The organism is Novosphingobium sp. 63-713 (assembly GCF_001898925.1).
In the GTDB taxonomy this organism is placed as follows: Bacteria; Pseudomonadota; Alphaproteobacteria; order Sphingomonadales; family Sphingomonadaceae; genus Novosphingobium.
In genome coordinates this window covers 202,521-219,874 of sequence record NZ_MKVS01000046.1, presented here as the reverse complement: position 1 = coordinate 219,874, position 17,354 = coordinate 202,521, and the positions used below count along the sequence as shown (strand labels likewise).

At 65.1% G+C, this 17,354-nt stretch carries 13 protein-coding genes; 6 read left to right on the top strand and 7 right to left on the bottom strand.

Annotation, left to right across the window (positions count from 1 at the left end; translation table 11 throughout):
• Nucleotides 1-75 precede the first annotated feature (75 nt).
• From BGP00_RS18380 to glnA, 4 genes are all read left to right on the top strand, one after another.
• Nucleotides 76-408, top strand: a complete 333-nt coding sequence (locus tag BGP00_RS18380) for an SH3 domain-containing protein (RefSeq protein ID WP_168605071.1) — start codon at nt 76-78, stop codon at nt 406-408.
• Complete coding sequence (argC, locus tag BGP00_RS18375; RefSeq protein ID WP_292691332.1) at nt 405-1,331, top strand: N-acetyl-gamma-glutamyl-phosphate reductase; 927 nt, start codon at nt 405-407, stop codon at nt 1,329-1,331. Before BGP00_RS18380 ends, argC begins: the two co-directional genes overlap by 4 nt.
• 340 nt (nt 1,332-1,671) lie before the next feature.
• Nucleotides 1,672-2,010, top strand: a complete 339-nt coding sequence (locus BGP00_RS18370; RefSeq protein ID WP_168605132.1) for a P-II family nitrogen regulator — start codon at nt 1,672-1,674, stop codon at nt 2,008-2,010.
• Between the two features lie 140 nt (nt 2,011-2,150).
• Complete coding sequence (gene glnA, locus BGP00_RS18365; RefSeq protein ID WP_168605069.1) at nt 2,151-3,560, top strand: type I glutamate--ammonia ligase; 1,410 nt, start codon at nt 2,151-2,153, stop codon at nt 3,558-3,560.
• A gap of 334 nt (nt 3,561-3,894) precedes the next feature.
• Here the strand turns inward: glnA and BGP00_RS18360 are convergent, their stop codons facing one another.
• The 4 genes from BGP00_RS18360 to BGP00_RS18345 form a co-directional block, all read right to left on the bottom strand.
• Nucleotides 3,895-8,115 carry a translocation/assembly module TamB domain-containing protein gene (locus BGP00_RS18360; RefSeq protein WP_292691335.1) on the bottom strand — a complete coding sequence of 1,407 codons (4,221 nt, stop codon included), beginning with the start codon at nt 8,113-8,115 and terminating at the stop codon, nt 3,895-3,897.
• On the bottom strand, nt 8,115-10,445 hold the full coding sequence (locus BGP00_RS18355; RefSeq protein WP_292691337.1) for a BamA/TamA family outer membrane protein: 2,331 nt from the start codon (nt 10,443-10,445) through the stop codon (nt 8,115-8,117). Before BGP00_RS18355 ends, BGP00_RS18360 begins: the two co-directional genes overlap by 1 nt.
• Entirely contained in the window at nt 10,396-11,307 is a 912-nt protein-coding gene (locus BGP00_RS18350) for an arginyltransferase (protein WP_292691339.1), read from the bottom strand. Before BGP00_RS18350 ends, BGP00_RS18355 begins: the two co-directional genes overlap by 50 nt.
• Nucleotides 11,308-11,520: 213 nt before the next feature.
• Nucleotides 11,521-12,771, bottom strand: coding sequence for a threonine ammonia-lyase (locus BGP00_RS18345; protein ID WP_168605066.1), 1,251 nt, complete (start codon nt 12,769-12,771; stop codon nt 11,521-11,523).
• A gap of 137 nt (nt 12,772-12,908) precedes the next feature.
• Between BGP00_RS18345 and BGP00_RS18340 the strand changes: the two genes are divergently transcribed.
• Together BGP00_RS18340 and BGP00_RS18335 are read left to right on the top strand one after the other, a co-directional pair.
• Nucleotides 12,909-13,817 carry an NAD(P)-dependent oxidoreductase gene (locus tag BGP00_RS18340; RefSeq protein WP_168605065.1) on the top strand — a complete coding sequence of 303 codons (909 nt, stop codon included), beginning with the start codon at nt 12,909-12,911 and terminating at the stop codon, nt 13,815-13,817.
• On the top strand, nt 13,814-15,514 hold the full coding sequence (locus BGP00_RS18335; protein WP_292691341.1) for an amidohydrolase: 1,701 nt from the start codon (nt 13,814-13,816) through the stop codon (nt 15,512-15,514). Before BGP00_RS18340 ends, BGP00_RS18335 begins: the two co-directional genes overlap by 4 nt.
• 233 nt (nt 15,515-15,747) lie before the next feature.
• Here the strand turns inward: BGP00_RS18335 and tatC are convergent, their stop codons facing one another.
• The 3 genes from tatC to BGP00_RS18320 are packed head-to-tail and all read right to left on the bottom strand — an operon-like array spanning nt 15,748 to nt 17,279.
• Complete coding sequence (gene tatC, locus BGP00_RS18330) at nt 15,748-16,539, bottom strand: twin-arginine translocase subunit TatC (RefSeq protein ID WP_168605063.1); 792 nt, start codon at nt 16,537-16,539, stop codon at nt 15,748-15,750.
• 3 nt (nt 16,540-16,542) lie between these two features.
• A complete protein-coding gene (gene tatB, locus BGP00_RS18325) occupies nt 16,543-16,989 on the bottom strand; it encodes a Sec-independent protein translocase protein TatB (protein ID WP_292691635.1) in 447 nt (148 codons plus the stop codon).
• A 44-nt stretch (nt 16,990-17,033) separates the two neighbouring features.
• Nucleotides 17,034-17,279 carry a twin-arginine translocase TatA/TatE family subunit gene (locus BGP00_RS18320; RefSeq protein ID WP_168605062.1) on the bottom strand — a complete coding sequence of 82 codons (246 nt, stop codon included), beginning with the start codon at nt 17,277-17,279 and terminating at the stop codon, nt 17,034-17,036.
• Nucleotides 17,280-17,354 lie beyond the last annotated feature (75 nt).

Sequence of the window (17,354 nt, the reverse complement as noted above, 5' to 3'; positions counted from 1 at the left end):
CCCCTGAAACTTGCGAAAACCGCGCCTTCCGGCTAAGCGCCCGCCTTTCCGTGTCGGGGGCAGGCGAGTTTATCTATGTTTGAAAATCAGGTTCCGGCTTTGGGCGCATCCTTCGCGTTGAGCGGCCCTGTGGGCAAACCCGATCCGGCCCGCGTCCCCGTGCGAGGTGATGTTGCGCATATTCGCTTGGCGGGACAGGTGTTTGTGCCGCATTATGTGGTGCCCATGCCGCATCGCGCCATGGGCGAAACCGAGGTTTTGCGCGCTCCGGGGGGCGAGGCCATCGCCAGCCTGAATGCGGGCGCGCAATTTGATGTGCTCGATCTGGCGGGCGGCCATGCGTGGGGCGAGATTCCCGGCGGCATGGTCGGCTATATTGCCGCCGATCAACTGGAGAAACTGGCATGAGCCTGAGCGTGTTCATCGATGGTGCCGCAGGCACCACGGGCCTGGAGATCGCCGACCGGCTGGGCGGGCGGTCGGAATTCGACCTGATCATTCTGGATGACACGCGCCGCAAGGACAGCGCCGCGCGCAAGGAAGCGCTGCATGCCGCCGATTTCGCGATCCTGTGCCTGCATGATGACGCCGCGCGCGAGGCGGTCGAGATGGCGCAGGGGGCCAAAGTGCGTATCATCGACGCCAGCACCGCCCATCGCGTGACGCCGGGCTGGACCTATGGCTTTCCCGAGATCGTCGGGCGCGATGCGGTGGCCGGTGCGGACCGGATCGCCAATCCGGGCTGCTATCCCACCGGCTTTATCGCGCTGGTCGCGCCGCTGGTGCGCGCCGGGCTGCTGCCCGCCGACTGGCCCTATACGGTCAATGCCGTGTCTGGCTATTCGGGCGGCGGCAAGGCCTTGATCGAACGGTTTGAAGAAGATCGCGACATTGCTTTCCGCGCCTATGGACTGGGCATGGGGCATAAGCATGTACCCGAAATGACGCGCTATGCCGGGCTTGCCCACGCCCCGGTCTTTGCCCCCAGCGTGATCCCGGCCCATCGCGGTATGTGGGTCGAGGTGCCGCTGCCTCTGGCCGCGATCCCCGGCGCGGCTTCGGCCGATGCGCTGCGCGAAGGGCTGGCGGCCTTTTATGCCGGTGGCTCGATCGTGCGCGTGGCCGAGGCGGGAACGCCTGCCGAAATGCTGCTGCGCGCCTCGATGGCGCCTTCCGATGCGCTCACGCTGCATGTGTTCGGCAGCGCCGATGGTACGCAGGCGCGCCTCGTCGCCGTGCTCGACAATCTGGGCAAGGGCGCCAGCGGCGCTGCGGTGCAAAGCCTCAACCTGATGGCGGGTCTGCCCGAGACGGCGGGCCTCGCACTCTGATCTCTTTTGGGGGCTCTTTCCGGCGCGAAAGAGCCCCTTGGGCACCCATGCCCAAAATGTAGGCAGCACTGCCTAAAAAATGATCGCAAAATTGGCAGTTTGAGTCATTATCCTGCCCGCACACCCCCGGTTTTCCGGAAAATCTTTCGTGCAAAGCCGCATTTCAGAGGTTTTCCTCAGGCTTCCTTTGTCCTATCCCTTCCCAATCGACTCTGGCACGAATCTTGTTAGATCCTTACCAGCGTCAACCGCATCAGGTCCGGCCATCGCGGTCCGGATGCTGGCGTAATTGCGCACTGCGGTGGCTGTTTTGGCCCCGCCAATGAGGGATGGTGCAGGCGTGAAAAAGATCGAGGCGATCATCAAGCCGTTCAAGCTGGATGAGGTGAAGGAAGCGCTGCACGAAGTGGGCGTGTCCGGCATCACGGTGACCGAGGCCAAGGGTTTTGGCCGCCAGAAGGGTCACACCGAACTGTATCGCGGCGCAGAATATGTCGTCGATTTCCTGCCCAAGGTGAAGCTTGAGGTGGTTGTGGCCGACGATCTGGCCGCACGCGTGGTCGAAGCCATCGCAGGCGCGGCCCAGACCGGCCGCATCGGCGACGGCAAGATCTTCGTGATCCCCGTCGACAACGCCCTGCGTATCCGCACCGGCGAACGCGACAACGACGCGGTCTGATCCCTTGCCCGTCCCTGCCCCGTCAGGGATCGGGCGCAGGGCACAGGCATTGCGGGCGGGCCGCCCTACATAAGCAATTTGAAATCTTTGCCGGAGGTTCGAACCTGTCGACCCCGGCCATAATGCGGAGAACTATCGGAATGGCAACTGCAGCAGACATCCTTGCGCGGATCAAGGATGAGGAAATCGAGTGGGTCGACCTGCGCTTCACCGACCCCAAGGGCAAGTGGCAGCACCTCACCATGGTCGCCTCGGTCCTGGGTGAAAGCGAACTCGAAGACGGCCTGATGTTCGACGGTTCGTCGATCGAAGGCTGGAAGGCCATCAACGAGTCGGACATGATCCTCAAGCCCGACCTCGACGCTGTTTATGTCGATCCGTTCTCGGCCACCCCGATGCTGATCCTGGTCTGCGACATCGTCGAACCCTCGACCGGCGAACTCTATGCCCGCGACCCCCGTTCGACCGCCAAGCGCGCCGAAGGTTTCGTGCAGTCGACCGGCCTTGGCGACACCGTCTACGTCGGCCCCGAAGCCGAATTCTTCGTGTTTGACGACGTGAAGTTCTATGACGGCTACAATGGCAACGGCTTCTCGATCGACGACATCGAACTGCCGACCAACTCGAACAAGTCGTATGAAGGCGGCAACCTCGCCCACCGTCCGCGCGCCAAGGGCGGCTACTTCCCCGTGGCTCCGGTCGACAGCCTGGTCGACATCCGCGGCGAAATGGTTTCGACCATGCTCGACATGGGCCTGCCCTGCGACAAGCACCACCACGAAGTGGCCTCGGCTCAGCACGAACTGGGTCTGACCTTCGGTACGCTGGTGACCACCGCCGACCGCATGCAGGTCTACAAGTATGTCGTGCATCAGGTCGCCAATGCCTATGGCAAGACCGCCACGTTCATGCCCAAGCCGATCATGAAGGACAACGGCAGCGGCATGCACACCCACATCTCGATCTGGGATAAGGGTCAGAACACGTTCGCCGGCAACGGCTACGCCGGTCTGTCGGACACCTGCCTGTACTTCATCGGCGGCGTCATCAAGCACGCCAAGGCCCTGAACGCCTTCACCAACCCGACCACCAACAGCTACAAGCGTCTGGTGCCGGGCTATGAAGCCCCCGTTCTGCTGGCCTACTCGGCCCGTAACCGTTCGGCCTCGTGCCGCATCCCCTACGGCGCCGGCACCAAGGCGAAGCGCGTTGAATTCCGCTTCCCCGACGCGATGGCCAACCCCTACCTGTGCTATGCCGCTCTGCTGATGGCTGGTCTTGACGGTATCAAGAACAAGATCCACCCCGGCGAAGCCATGGACAAGAACCTGTACGATCTGCCGCCCGAAGAGCTGGCCGAAGTCCCCACCGTTTGCGGTTCGCTCCGCGAAGCTCTGGACTCGCTGGCTGCTGATCACGACTTCCTCCTCGAAGGCGGCGTGTTCACCAAGGACCAGATCGACTCCTACCTCGAACTCAAGTGGCCCGAAGTGCTGCGCTGGGAAACCACGCCGTCGGCCGTCGAGTTCGACATGTACTACAGCGCCTGATCTCACTCAGGACCGCTGCAAGGCACAAGAAGGGCGTCCGGGAAACCGGGCGCCTTTTTTGTTGCGTTAGGGGTTGGCAGTTGCCTTCGGCGGGCAAAGGGACTCGTCCCTTTGCAATCCCATTATGGGGTTGCGCGTGGTCGGCAGCGGGGTGGTAAAGGCAGTAGGTTAGAAAGCCTGCGGCGCGGCGGCCTAGTGCCGATCAGCGCCGCAGGCTTTAAAATTTCAAGGCCGCGTCCGACGCAAAAGGCCGCCCCCACACACAACACCGACATTAACGGGATTGCAAAGGGCCCCGCCCTTTGCCCGCCGGAGGCATAAACCTCCCCCGAAATCAATAATCCTTCGACACCTTGGCATTCACACTCTGCCGCCCCGTACTCGCCACCGTGCCGAGCAACGCCAGCCAACTGGTCAGACGAAACTCGACATTGGTGGCCGAATAGCCGCGCCCGTCGGTCACGATCTCGGCATAGATGTGCCGTCCGAGATATTTGCCCACAGCCACGCCCGTCTGCCGCCCGATGGTGGCATCGGCGGATACGAACCGCAGCCGGTCGAGCCCGATCACGCTGCGCAGCTTGTTGATCGGATCCAGCCCGCCGCCGCCATGCAGTGCCGCCAGCGCGGCCCCCAATTGCAGGGCCTCAGGCGCGGAAATCTGGGTGATCGAATCGCCGAACAGGATGCGCGACAACAATTCCTCTTCCGGCAACGCAGGCACCGAGGAGAATGCGATTTCCGGACGCAGCGACGTGCCCCGCACCGTCACCGTCGCGGTCAGATTGTTGACCGTGGCGGTTGCGGCCATATCCAGCCTCGGGTCCACCGGGGTCGATCCATCAAAGCTGATCCGCCCGCGCGTCAGGTCGAAATGCTTGCTGGCAAAATCATAGCTGCCTTCGACCAGCGTGGCCGCCCCGCTGATGGCGGGCTCCTGCAAGGCCCCGCGCAATTTCAGATCCGCGTTCCACAAACTGTTCAGCCCCAACCCGGACAGGCGAATATTCCCACCCGACGCATCGACCATCAGCCGCCAGGGCATATCGCGCTCGGAGGCCGGGGCGATATCGGCGCGCCGGTTGATCTCGCGCGTGGGCAGGCTGGGCAGATCCGTCGCCGAACTCGCCTGACCCAGCCGCCAGCGAGCGGCATCAATCGTCAGGCGCCCGGCGATCGTACCGGTCATGCCATCGGACATGATGCGGATCGGCCCCGACGCGCTCAGCGCCATATCGGGGCGAGAGATCAATTGCGCCCGCCGCGCCGCCAGCGCCACGTCGATGGACGGCCCGCGCCCCGGCCCCATCTGGGCGAAATCGACCCGGCCGCTGCCCGTCACCAGCCCACCGCCCGGCGCCACGCCCGACAGCGTGCTGAGGCTGAGCGCCGAGCCGTCGAAATCGCCTTTGACATCGACATTGCCAATGTCCGTGCCCGAGGCCGCGCTCTGTAACCGCATTCCCTTGCCCGCCAGCGACCCGCGAATGCTGGGATCGTCGAGCGTCCCGCTCATATCCGCGGCGATCTCCACCGGCCCCGACAGGTCAAACGCATCCAGCGCCATCAACCGCCACAGCGCATCCGCAGGCCCGGCATAGCGCATCTGCGCCGCCAACCTTCCTGCGCCCAATCTTTCATTGATCGCGCCCGTGTCGGCCAATTGGTCGATCCGCGCCTGCAAACGCCCGCGCGCCGCGCCGCCCTCACTGGCCACCGCGCGCAGATCGAGCGCCCGCGCGCCCAGCCGCGTGACCACCGCCACATCGACCGGCCGCGAGGTCAGCATCAGCCCGGAACGCGTCAGCCCCTTGACGATCACCCTTGCCTCGCCCTCGGGCAGAGCCTCGCGACGCTGCACATAGGTCAGCTTGCCCGACACTTTGCCCCCTAGGCCAATGTCGGGCACCACCACATCGGCCAGCGAAAGCGGCATCGAGACCAGTCCCAGATCCAGCTCGGTCGAACCATTGCCGATCAGCCCTTGCGCCACCACGCGCCCGCCGCCAAAGTCGATCTGGCTGGGCGCCAGACGCCATACGCCCGGCGCTCCATCGCGGCTTTCCACCGTGAACAGGGCACGGCGCGGCATGGCGATCTTCTGCCCGGCAAAACTGCCCCCGGCCAGCACGGACACCTTGCCCGGCGCGATATCGCTGCTCACCTGAAGATCGAAACGGCTGCCCTTGCGGCCGCCCATCGTGGCATTGACCGTGCCATTGCCATCGTTCAGCCGCGCCGCCAGCCCCAGCCGCCCGATGAACAGCTTGCCCTTGCCGATCCCCTGCGCAAACAAATCCGCCGACAGGGTCGTATGCTGTTTCAGCAATTGCCCGCTGACCTTGAGCCGCCCGGACGCGATGGTCAGCGGCCGCTCGCCCTCGAAATGGGCATTGTGCGCATCCAGCGAGGCATCCACGCTCTGTCCGCCCCCGCGCGGCGCCAGAGCGATCAGCCCCGCCACCCCGCCGCCCGAGACAGTCAGATGCCCGTCGGCCCCCTCGTCATCAAGCATCACCGAGCCGGTGACATGGGTGCTGGACAAGAGGAAATCGCGCAATTCCAGCCTTGTGCGTCCCTCGCCCTTGGGCACGATCAAACCCGCCGTCCCGGTAAAGGGGCCGACGGTGGAATCGCCCCGCGCCTCGATCTTCAGCGCGTCGGCCTCCGGCGTCAGCACCACCAGCACATCCTTGACGCCCAGGGTCGGCAGCGGGTCCTGCAGACGGACCTGACCGCGCGGGCCGCCATCGCCAATGCTCAGTTCACCGGCAAAGCTGCCATAGCGCTCCTGCTGCCCCCGCGCATTCAACGCGATCCGGCCGTCGCCGTCGCGCCCGCCCTCCAGCACCATCTGCAACGAAGGCGCATCGATCCGGCCGCGCGTGACGGCCAGATGGTTGCCCTGCGCTACATCGACATGGCCGGCAAAGCGCAAGGCGCCGCCCGTCAGATTTTCCAGACTATGGCTGCTCAATTGGGCGATGCCGCCCGTCACATCGGCCGCGACCCGCCATGGCGCGCCCCGTGCCCCGCTGACCCGCACCTGCCCCTGCGCATCGGCAGGCCCCAGCGACAGGGGCCAGCCATGCAGCCCCGCCTTGCCCTGCATCACCCAGTCACCCCGCGCCAGATCGGCGTTCAGACTGGCCCGCGCGGTGCCATGGGGAATGGCCAGCGCCACGTCCGCGCTGGTCAGCCGCATGCCCTCGAGCGCCAGCGTTCCCGCCGCGCGGACATGGTGCAATTCGGGATCGAACCTGCCGTCTTTCGTGCGGATCTGCGCGGCGGTCAATTGCACGGGCAGGACCCAGCGCGCGCCCTCGCGGCGCAAATTGCCATCGGCCGTCATGCCCTCAAACACCGTGGTCTGGCTGCGCCAGCGTAGGGTCCGGGCGACAACATGCGCGCGCGGGGAGGCAAAGGCCCCGTTCATCAGCGCGCGGACCTCCAGCCCGGCGAATTCGTCATCCTTACCCAAAGGCAGGCGCGGCCCGCCCTTGAGATTGAGCTCCCAGTCGACAAAACTCTGCCGCCTCAGATCCAGCACGCCCTTGCCCTGCCCGCTCAGATTGGGCGCGCGGGCCGACAGATCGCCGGTAAAGCGCCGATCCGCCACCACGCCCTTGCCCGCCAGCGCGATCACCCCGCCGCCCAGCGTATGGCGCTGCCCTTCGGAGAGCACCGGATCGCTCCACAATTTGCCGTCGAAACGGACCGCGCCTTCGCTGTTGGCGAAATTGACCGCCACGGCATTGCGCCCGTCCTGCTGCGCCTTGGCCCAGCCAGACCAGACCTTCCAGCTTCCCCGGCCCTCGGCGCGGACCTCGCGCGCGGCGCGGCTGCGCGTCAGCGCGGCCAGCAGCCCGTTTTTGGGCGCGTTATAGTCCAGCGAGAGGGCGAACCGATCCTGCGCCCTTTGCGCGTCCAGCACCAGCGAGAGCCGATCCTCGCCCCCCAGCCTGCCGTTCAGCCGGATCGCGGCAAGGCCCTTGGCCACGCGCAGGCTGCCCTGCGCATCGATCCGGCGCTCCACCCCCAGCACCGGCTTGGCAATCACGAGCTTTTCCAGCGCCACCCGGTCGAGCCGCACATCGAAATCGGGCCATAATTGCGCATCGGCCGCCGTCGCGCGAAATTCGGGAACGCGCTGCAACGTGGCGCGGCGCAGCACCACCTCGCGAATATCGAGCCCCGAGGAGAACCAGTTGATCGGGCGCCAGTCGAACACGCCCTCGCCCGCGCGCAGGAAAATGCCATGCGTATCACGCAGCACGATGCCCGACAGCCGCGCCCGGCCATAGATCGACCCCTCAATCCGCCCGATCGAGACGCGCAGCCCATTGTCCAGTTCGTTGGCCGCGATAATATCGGCAATCAGGCGATGCCCGATCGGCGTATCCAGCCCGACCAGCAAGGCCGCCGCCGCGCCCACAATCCCCAACGGCAGGCCCAGCGCATATTTGCGCCAGCCCAGCCCGCCGCGCACGCGGGGCGCGTCCTGCTGCGGCGCTTCCGGCTGTGGCTGTTCCTGAATGTCCGCCCCCTGCGTCATCAGAACGCCTGTCCCAGTGCGACATAGACGCCGATCCGGCTGTCCCCCGCCCTTGGATTGAGCGGAGTGCCCACGTCAATGCGGATCGGGCCAAAGCCGGTACGATAGCGGATGCCCAACCCCGCGCCATAGCGCCAGTCGTTGAATTTGGGCACCGTGCCCGCCTCGACCCCGCCCGCGTCGAGGAAGGGCACCAGTTGCAGCGCGCCGCCAAAGAAATGCGTGTTGACCCGCGCCTCGATCGAAAATTCATAGAGCGAGCGCCCGCCCTTGGGCTCGCCCAGAGCGTTGCGCGGGCCGACCAGATTATAGCCATAGCCCCGGATCGAGGCCCCGCCGCCCGCATAAAACCGCCGCGAGGGCGCAACATAGTCGATGTCGCTGCCCGGCATCGTGCCCAGCCGCACGCGCGACGCCAGCACAACCTTGTCGAACGAGCGATAGAAGCTGGCATCGGCCTGAATGCGGGCATAGCGCGACTGCGTTTCGCGCGCCCAGCTCTGTTCGGGCGAAATGCGAAGCGAGGCGCGGTGCCCCTTGGTCGGGTCGAGCAGATTGTCGGTGCTGTCGATCCCCGCGCGCAGCGGCAGCGCGGTGGTGATATACAGGATACGCCCGGTGGTCACCCCGCTCGGCACGCCCTCGCGCTCCTCCGAGGCTTCGACTTCCAGCCCCATCGACCATGTCCAGGGCTTTTGAAACAACAGGTTGGTCAGCCGTTCATAGCTGGTGGCAAAGGCCACCTTGCGCGCGGCATAGGAGATCAGCGTGGTGTTCGTGGCATAAAGATCGACCGTCAATTGTCGGTCGCGGCCCAGGAAATTGGCGCGGCGGAAGGTGGCCCCGGCCAACTGCTCGTTCGTGCCCACCACCCCGCGCAGTTTCAGCGAGCCTTCAGGCGGAAACAGATTGCGGTTTTCCCAACTGGCCCCGACGCGCGCGCCCTGCCCGGTGTCATAACCGATCTCGCCGGCAATGGTGTGGACCGGCGCCCGGCTCATCGCCACGTCCAGCGCCACCACGCCGGGCTGGCCATCCTTGGGCGGGGCGGTTTCGCGCGGGGTGACATTGACGCCCGCGACAAGGCCCGTGGCCAGCACCGCGCGGCGCAGGTCCTCAACGTCCTTCTGGTTCCACACCTGCCCCGGCTTGAACCGCGCAATATCGCCCAGATGATTGGGTGACATCACCCGCGGCAGCGCCGAGGTGATCGCGCCATAGCGATATTGCCCGCCCGGTTCGACCGCCACATCGACATCGCCCTCGTCGCGGGCATGGTCGATGGTCAGCGAGGCCGGGGGCACCTTGGCAAAGGGATAGCCCGCCTCGCCCAGCGCCTTGGCCAGATCGTTCGTGCCCGCCGTGATCGCGTCCATATCGAGCGGATCGCCGGTCTTGATCGCCAGCACAGCGCGCAACCGCGCGGCATCCTTGCCCGTATCGTCCAGCCGCCCCGTCGTGATCGCGCCGATGTGATAGCGCGCGCCCGGCTCCATATCGAAACGCACCCCGGTGGGCGGCGCAGCAGCGCCTGACCCCGACGTGCCATCGGCGCCCGGATCCGGCCCGATCAGCGATTGCGTCACCTCGCCATCGTAATAGCCATAGACCCGCAGCAGCTTTTCCAGCAGTTTGCGGTCGCTGCTGCCGCGCACCACCACTTGCGCCAGCGCATCGGCATCATGCGCGCCCAGCCCCTGCAGCGCGGACAGATCGCGGAAGCGGCGCTCGAACGCCTCGCGCTCGGGCATGGCGACCGCATCGGCGGGCCACACCAGCCGCGCCCGGCCCGTGGCCAGTATCGTCTCGCGCTCTTGCTCTTTGGCTTGCTCTTTGCCCTGCGCCTTGGCATCCGCCGGATTGCGCGCAGCCAGACGCGCCGCGCCCGGCGGCGGCACACGCTCCATCGCGGCGGCCAGCGTTTCGCCATCCTCCTGCGCGGCCAGAGCGGCAGGGATCGGGATCGTGGCCTCCTCCTTGCCCGGTTCGGGCCAGGGCAGGTCGAGCCCGGCGATCACATCCATCGGCGAATCAGGGATCAGCGCGGCCAGATTGACCGGCGGGGCGGAGGCCGCAAGCGGGGCAATCGCAACGGGCGGCGGCGCCTCTTTGGCCACCGATTTCTTGGCCGCCTGCGCCTTGGCCCAGCCCTCGGGATCACTCAGCGCCGCATCGGGGATCAGCGCGCGCAGGTCATCATCGGTCTGGCGCTGCTGCGCGGCCAGCGGCGCCCCCCCGGCCAGCACCAGCGCCAGCGCGGCCCCGCCCAGCCAGTCGGTTTTAGAACCGGCTGCTGCGGCTCCATAGATCCTGCGGATCGCGCTCGACAAATTTGCCCGCGTCAAACTTGCCAGGTTCGGCGCTCCCGTCTTCCCGCCCCTCAGTGGCAGGATCGCGCATCGCGGGTTCGGCAGGCCCGCTGCGGCCTGCGGTGGCGCGGATAAGCGCATCCTGTTCATCATCGGACAGGCGCACCCATCCATCACGCCCCAGCCTTTCGAGCGGACGATACCGGACCTTATATTGCATCCTTTCGGACCCATCGACCCAATAGCCGAGGTACACATAGGGCAGGCCCTCGCTGGCCGCCCTGCGGATGTGATCAAGGATGATATAATTGCCAAGCCCGGTCCGTGTCGCATGTTCTGGGTCATAGAAAGAATAGATCATCGACAACCCATCGCCCTGCCGGTCCGTCAGACAGGCCCCCACAAGACGGCCCGGCTGAGAACCGGTCGAGGGCTCCCTATACTCGATCACATAGCTGGTGACCGGCGTATGTTCCACCATATCCGCATAATCCACCTCGTCCATTGTCGCCATGCCCCCGCCGGGGTGGCGTGCGGCAAGATAGCGCTGGAGCAAGGCGAACTGTTCGGCCGTGGACCAGGGGTGGCAAACCGAGGCGACCAGATCGCTGTTGCGTTTAAGGTTTTTCTTCTGCGCCGAATTGGGGACAAATTCGCCCGTGACCACGCGCACCGAAACGCAGGCGCTGCAATCCACGCAGGAGGGGCGATAGGCCACCGTCTGGCTGCGCCGGAAACCGATGCGGCCCAGCGCATCGTTGAGCGCATCGGCATGGGGGCCCTTGAGTTCGGTAAACACCTTGCGTTCGGTCCGGCCCGCCAGATAGGGGCATGGCGCGGGCGCCGTCACGAAAAACCGGGGAAAGCGAACGGGGGCGGTCACTGTTTTTGCGATCCTTAAACTGGCCAAGACGCTTTGTCTGTTAACCGGCGGGTTGGCTCCCGCTTTCGGTCATTGCGCGCCATGGGCCGACTTTATGCCCCGCTGGTTCATGGCGTCAAAGCGTTTAACCGTTATTTTGGCGCTAATTTCATCCATTGCCTCATATAGGCACAGGGGGTCAGGATCGCGTTAACCGACCCCCTGTGGGTTTCCTCAGCTCACTTCGGCCTGCACCACCTCATAGCCCTTGGCGCGCAGGGCGTTAACCAATGCGTCGATCTGTTCGCCGTCGCGCGCCTCGCATTCGATGTCCGCCGTCAGCCCCTTGGCGGGCAGATGGGTGAAGATGCGCTGGTGATAGACCTCGATGATATTGACCTGATGGCGGTTGAATTCCTCGACCACCTTGAACAGCGCACCGGGGCGGTCCTGAAGCGTCAGCTTCAGACGCGCCAGACGGCCCGAACGCGCCAGATCGCGCAGCAGCACATTGGCCAGCAGGCGCTGGTCGATATTGCCGCCCGACAGGACGATGCCCACCTTCTTGCCCTTGAACAGATGGCGATGCGCCATCAGCGCGGCCAGACCCGCCGCGCCCGCGCCCTCGACCACCGTCTTTTCGATGTTGAGCAACAGGCACAGCGCATGTTCCAACTCGCTTTCCGACACCAGCACGAAATCGTCGAGCAATTGCGCCAGCACCTTGGAGGTGAACTCGCCCGGCTCCTTGACCGCAATCCCCTCGGCCAGCGTGTCGCCGCCGATGGGGTAATTGGTGCCCTTGAGCAGGTTGTACATCGAAGGATACAGCTCGGCCTCGACCCCGATCAGGCCGATGCCCGGCTTGATCGCGCGCGCCGCCGTGCCCATGCCGGTCGACAGGCCGCCCCCGCCCACCGGGATCACCAGCATGTCGAGATCGGGCTGATCCTCCAGCATTTCGAGCGCAACCGTCCCCTGTCCTGCGGCGACCAGCGGGTCATCGAAGGGATGAACAAAGGTCAGGCCCAACTGCTTCTCCATGCTGCGCGCATAGGCATAGGCCTCATCGAACGTCTCGCCCTCCAGCACGACCTTGCCGCCCACGCTCTCGGTCTGCATCACCTTCACGGTGGGCGTGGTCTTGGGCATGACAATCGTTACGGGCACGCCAAGACGGCTGCCGTGATAGGACAGGCCCTGGGCATGATTGCCCGCGCTTGCGGCGATAACGCCCCGGTCGCGCTGTTCCTGGGTCAGATGCAAAAGGGCATTGAGCGCGCCGCGTTCCTTATAGGCGGCGGTAAACTGGAGGTTTTCGAACTTGAGATAGACTTCGCAGCCGCAAATCTTCGACAGGGTCCGCGAATGGTCCATGTCGGTGCGCACCACATGGCCCGCAATTCGCCCTGCGGCGGCGCGGATGTCATCGATGGTGAGCAGGGGCGCGGTGGCGCCGATTTGCGTGATGTTTGCCTCAGTCATAATCCTGCGCCCCTAGCGGAAAAACCTTTCGCAAGAAACCGCGATTATGCGAGGATTTTACCTCACCTCCTCGCTTTATCTCCTCACGCCGCACTTCCCTTATTCCCTTCGCGCACAAACCGGCTAATACGGCCTGCATGACCGACCCTGCTTCTGCTCCTCGCCGCGTTGCCGTCATCGGACTTGGTGTGATGGGAGGGCCGATTGCCCGCCATCTGGGCCATGCCGGACACAGTCTGACCCTGTATAACCGCAGCCCCAAGCGGATCGCGCTGTGGCGCGAGGCCAACCCCGACATACCGGTGCGCGAGGCCAACAATGCCGCCGACGCCGCCGATGGTTCGGATGTGGTCATCACTTGCGTTGGCAATGACGATGATCTGGCCGAGGTGGTGCTGGGGCCGCAGGGCGTGTTCACCACGCTTCATCCCGGAGGCTTGTTTATCGACCACACCACGGTGTCGGCGCGCATCGCCCGGCAAATCGGGGTGGAGGCGCGCGACAAGGAAATCCGCTGTGTCGATGCGCCGATGACCGGGGCGCAGGCGGGCGCCGAGGCGGGCACGCTGACTCTGATGTGCGGCGGGCGGGCCGATGCCGTGGCCGCCGCCACCCCGGTGATGAGCGCCTATGCCCGGCGCATCGTGCATATCGGCAAGGCAGGCACCGGACAGGCCACCAAAATGGTCAACCAGCTCGCGCTGGCGGGCGTCACGGCGGCGCTGGCCGAAGCCTTCCGTCTGGCGCAGGCCGAGCATCTCGATCTCGACAAGGTCTATGAGGCGATCAGCGGGGGCGCGGCGCAAAGCTGGCAGATGGACAACCGCTGGCACACGATGGCGCAGGAGCGGTTCGACTTCGGCTTTGCCATCGACTGGATGCGCAAGGATCTGGGGCTGGCGCTGGATGAAGGGCGCGGGCTGGGCCTGTCCTTCCCGGTGGCCGCGCTGATCGACCAGCTTTACGCCGACATTCAGGCCATGGGCGGCGGGCGTCAGGACACCAGCGCCATTCTTCGCCGCCTGCCCAAACGAGGGGTTCGATGAGATTATCTTTTGCCGCGCTGGTCGCGGGATTGCTGTGCTCCGGGTCGGCCCATGCCGATACGCTGGTCGATCACGTTCGGGGCCTGACGCTCAATGCGGCGGGCAATGTCGAGCGTTTCAACGGCATCGTCATCGACCGCGACGGCCGCGTGCTGCAATTGCTGCACGAGGATGATCCCCGCCCGACAAGGCTGGATTTCGCTGCCGATGGGCGCGGGGCGGTGCTGCTGCCCGGATTGATCGACGCCCATGCGCATGTGATGGGTGTGGGGATCGCGGCGCTCACGCTCGACCTGTCGGACACCACCTCGCTGGCGCAGGCGCAGGGCAAGATCCGCGCCTATGCCGCGCAATTTCCCGGCCGCCCATGGATCATCGGGCGCGGGTGGAATCAGGAATTGTGGCAATTGGGCCGCTTCCCCACGGCGGCGGAGCTGGATGTGGCGGTGGATGACCGCCCGGTCTGGCTGGAGCGGGTCGATGGCCATGCGGGCTGGGCCAATTCCAAGGCTCTTGCTGCCGCTGGCGTGACGGCGGCCACGAAAGACCCCAGCGGCGGGCGGATCGAACGCCTGCCCGCGTCCCCGGCCATCAAAAAGGGACCGGCGGGCAAGGCTCAGGCAGCGCCAGGGCGGCCCGCCGGCGTGCTGGTCGATGGGGCGATGGCGCTGGTAGCCAAGATCGTGCCTCCCCCGCGCCCGGAAGACCGCGATGCCGCGCTGGCCAAGGCGCAGGAACTGTTCCTTTCGCGCGGGGTGACGGCGGCGGCGGACATGGGTACCTCCATCGAGGACTGGCAGACGATGCGCCGCGCGGGCGATGAGGCGCGGTTGAAGATGCGCGTCATGGCCTATGGCGACGGCATCGCCAACACGGTGCTGATTGGCGGGCCGGGGCCAACGCCATGGCTCTATGGCGACCGGCTGCGCTTGAATGGCGTGAAGCTCTATCTGGACGGGGCGCTGGGTTCGCGCGGGGCGTGGCTCAAAGCGCCCTATGCCGATGCGGCGACCAGCGGGCTGCCCTTCCTGACCGAGACGCAGCTCAAAAACCTGATGAGCCGCGCGGCGATGGATCATTTTCAGGTGGCCGTGCATGCCATCGGCGATGCGGCCAATGCCACGCTGCTCTCGGCCATCGAGGATGTGGCGCAGACCTATCAGGGCGACCGGCGCTGGCGCATCGAACATGCCCAGATCGTGGATCCCGCCGACATCCCCCGCTTTGGCCGCAACGGCATCATCGCCAGCATGCAGCCCATCCATCAGACCAGCGACCGCATCATGGCCGAAGCGCGGCTGGGGCCGAACCGGCTGAACGGGGCCTATGCATGGGCCTCGATGCTGAAGGCCGGTGCGCGTCTGGCCTTTGGCTCGGACGCGCCGGTCGAGGTTTCCGATCCCTTTGCGGGCATGGCCGCCGCCATCACCCGCGAAGGCGCCGACGGCCAGCCCGCCGGTGGATGGCAGCCGCAGGAAAAACTCACCCGCACGCAGGCGCTGGCCGCCTATACCACAGGCGCCGCCTTTGCCGGGTTCGCCGAAGGGAAGCTGGGCCAGTTAAGGCCGGGTTGGCAGGCGGATTTCGTGCTGGTCGATGTTGATCCCATGACCGACAGTGCGGAGAAAATCCGGGGGGCCAGGGTGTTGCAGACGTGGGTGGAGGGTAAGCCTGTTTGGGAGTTGGGGAAGAAGTAAGGGATGAATGCGAGGGTCTAGACCCTCGCGCTCCCGTTACTGTCTTCGTTGCGCATGGGGTTCGGCGTTGAGTGTCAGACGCAGCGTTGAAAAATAAAGCCTGCGGCGCGGATAAGAATGACCTCTCCGCGCCGCAGGCTTTCAAACCATAAAACTACGTCTGCAAACCTGACGCCACCCCATAAAGGGATTGCAAAGGGCCCCCGCCCTTTGCCCGCCGGAGGCAAACCTTCTTACCCTGCGACCTCAACCTCGCCCTTAGCCTCAGCCTTGGCCGCGCGCTTTTCCCCAAACCACATCACCACCAGCGAACCTTCGAACAGGATCATCAGCGGCACGGCCAGCATCAATTGCGAGCCCACATCGGGCGGCGTCAGCACGGCGGCCAGCACCGTGATCCCGACGATCACATAGCGCCGCGCGCCCGAAAGCTGCTGGCGCGTCACGATCCCCGCGCGGTTGAGCAGTAGCAGCAGAACGGGGAGCAGAAAGCTGATTCCGAAGGCTAGGATGAACTGCATCACCAGCCCGAGGTAATCGCCGACGCTGGGCAGCGCCTCCATCTGGACCCCGCCGCGATTGCCCTGAAAGCCCAGCATCCAGCGGAAGGCTGTGGGCATCACCACATAATAGGCCAGTGCCGCACCCGACAGGAACAGCACCGGCGTGGCGATCAGAAAGGGCAGAAAAGCCTTCTTTTCCTTGGCATAAAGGCCCGGCGCGATAAAGGCCCACATCTGGTTCGAGATCACCGGAAAGGCCAGCATGAAGGCGGCGAACAGCGCGACCTTCAGATCGACGAAAAAGGCTTCATAGAGCTTGGTATAGATCAGCTTGCCCCCGGTGCCCGCCGCATCGCGCAGCGGCTGCACCAGAAAGGCTAGGATCGGGTTCACGAAATAGAGGCAGATGCCAAAGGCGACGAACAGGGCCGCGATGGATTTGAGCAGACGCGAGCGCAGTTCGACCAGATGCTCGATCAGCGGGGCCTGCGATTCGTCGATATCCTTGATTTCAAACGCCATCGCTTATTCGCCCTTGGCCTTTTCGACCTGTTCATGGCCATCGTGGGGTTGCGCCGGATGATGCGCGGCATGTTCGCGCGCGCTGGCCGAATGGGGATCGACGGGCAATTCGGCGCCCGGCAATTGGGCGCTCGGCAATTTGCCCGCCGCCAAAGGCTCGCTGGGCGCATGGGCGATCACTTCGGGCGGCACGGCCGCCAAGGGCAGAGCCTCTGGCGGATTGGCCTTCATGATCGCCTCATTCTGCTCGCGCCATTTCTTCTCCATCTCCTCCATTTCCGCCTCGCGGATCATGGTTTCGATGCCCGAGCGGAAATGGCCCGAGACACGGCGCACCGTCCCCATCCATTTGCCGATCGTGCGCATGGCGCGGGGCATATCCTTGGGGCCGATCACCACCACGGCGACCACCGCCGTCAGCAGAAATTCCGAAGGGGCAATGTCAAACAGCACAGTGCGTCAGGCCAATCTTGCGAGGAACAGGTAAGAAAGGCTCAGTTCTGGCCGGTCTTTTCTTCGGTGCCAACCGGGCTCGAAGCAGGCTTGACCGGCTCGCCCTTGCTTTCGATCTGGGCCGGGGGCGGCGTTGCGGGACGGTCGGTTTCGTCGGCCATGCCTTCCTTGAAGCTTTTGATACCCTTGCCGAAATCGCCCATGATGTCCGAAACGCGGCCGCGACCAAACAGCACCAGCACGACCAGCAAAACGATGACCCAGTGCCAGACAGACCCAAAACCCATGATACCAACTCCTTGTGACCCGCCGAGCCAAGATTCATGCATCGACGCGGGCATTTGTATACTATCTAGGCCCTT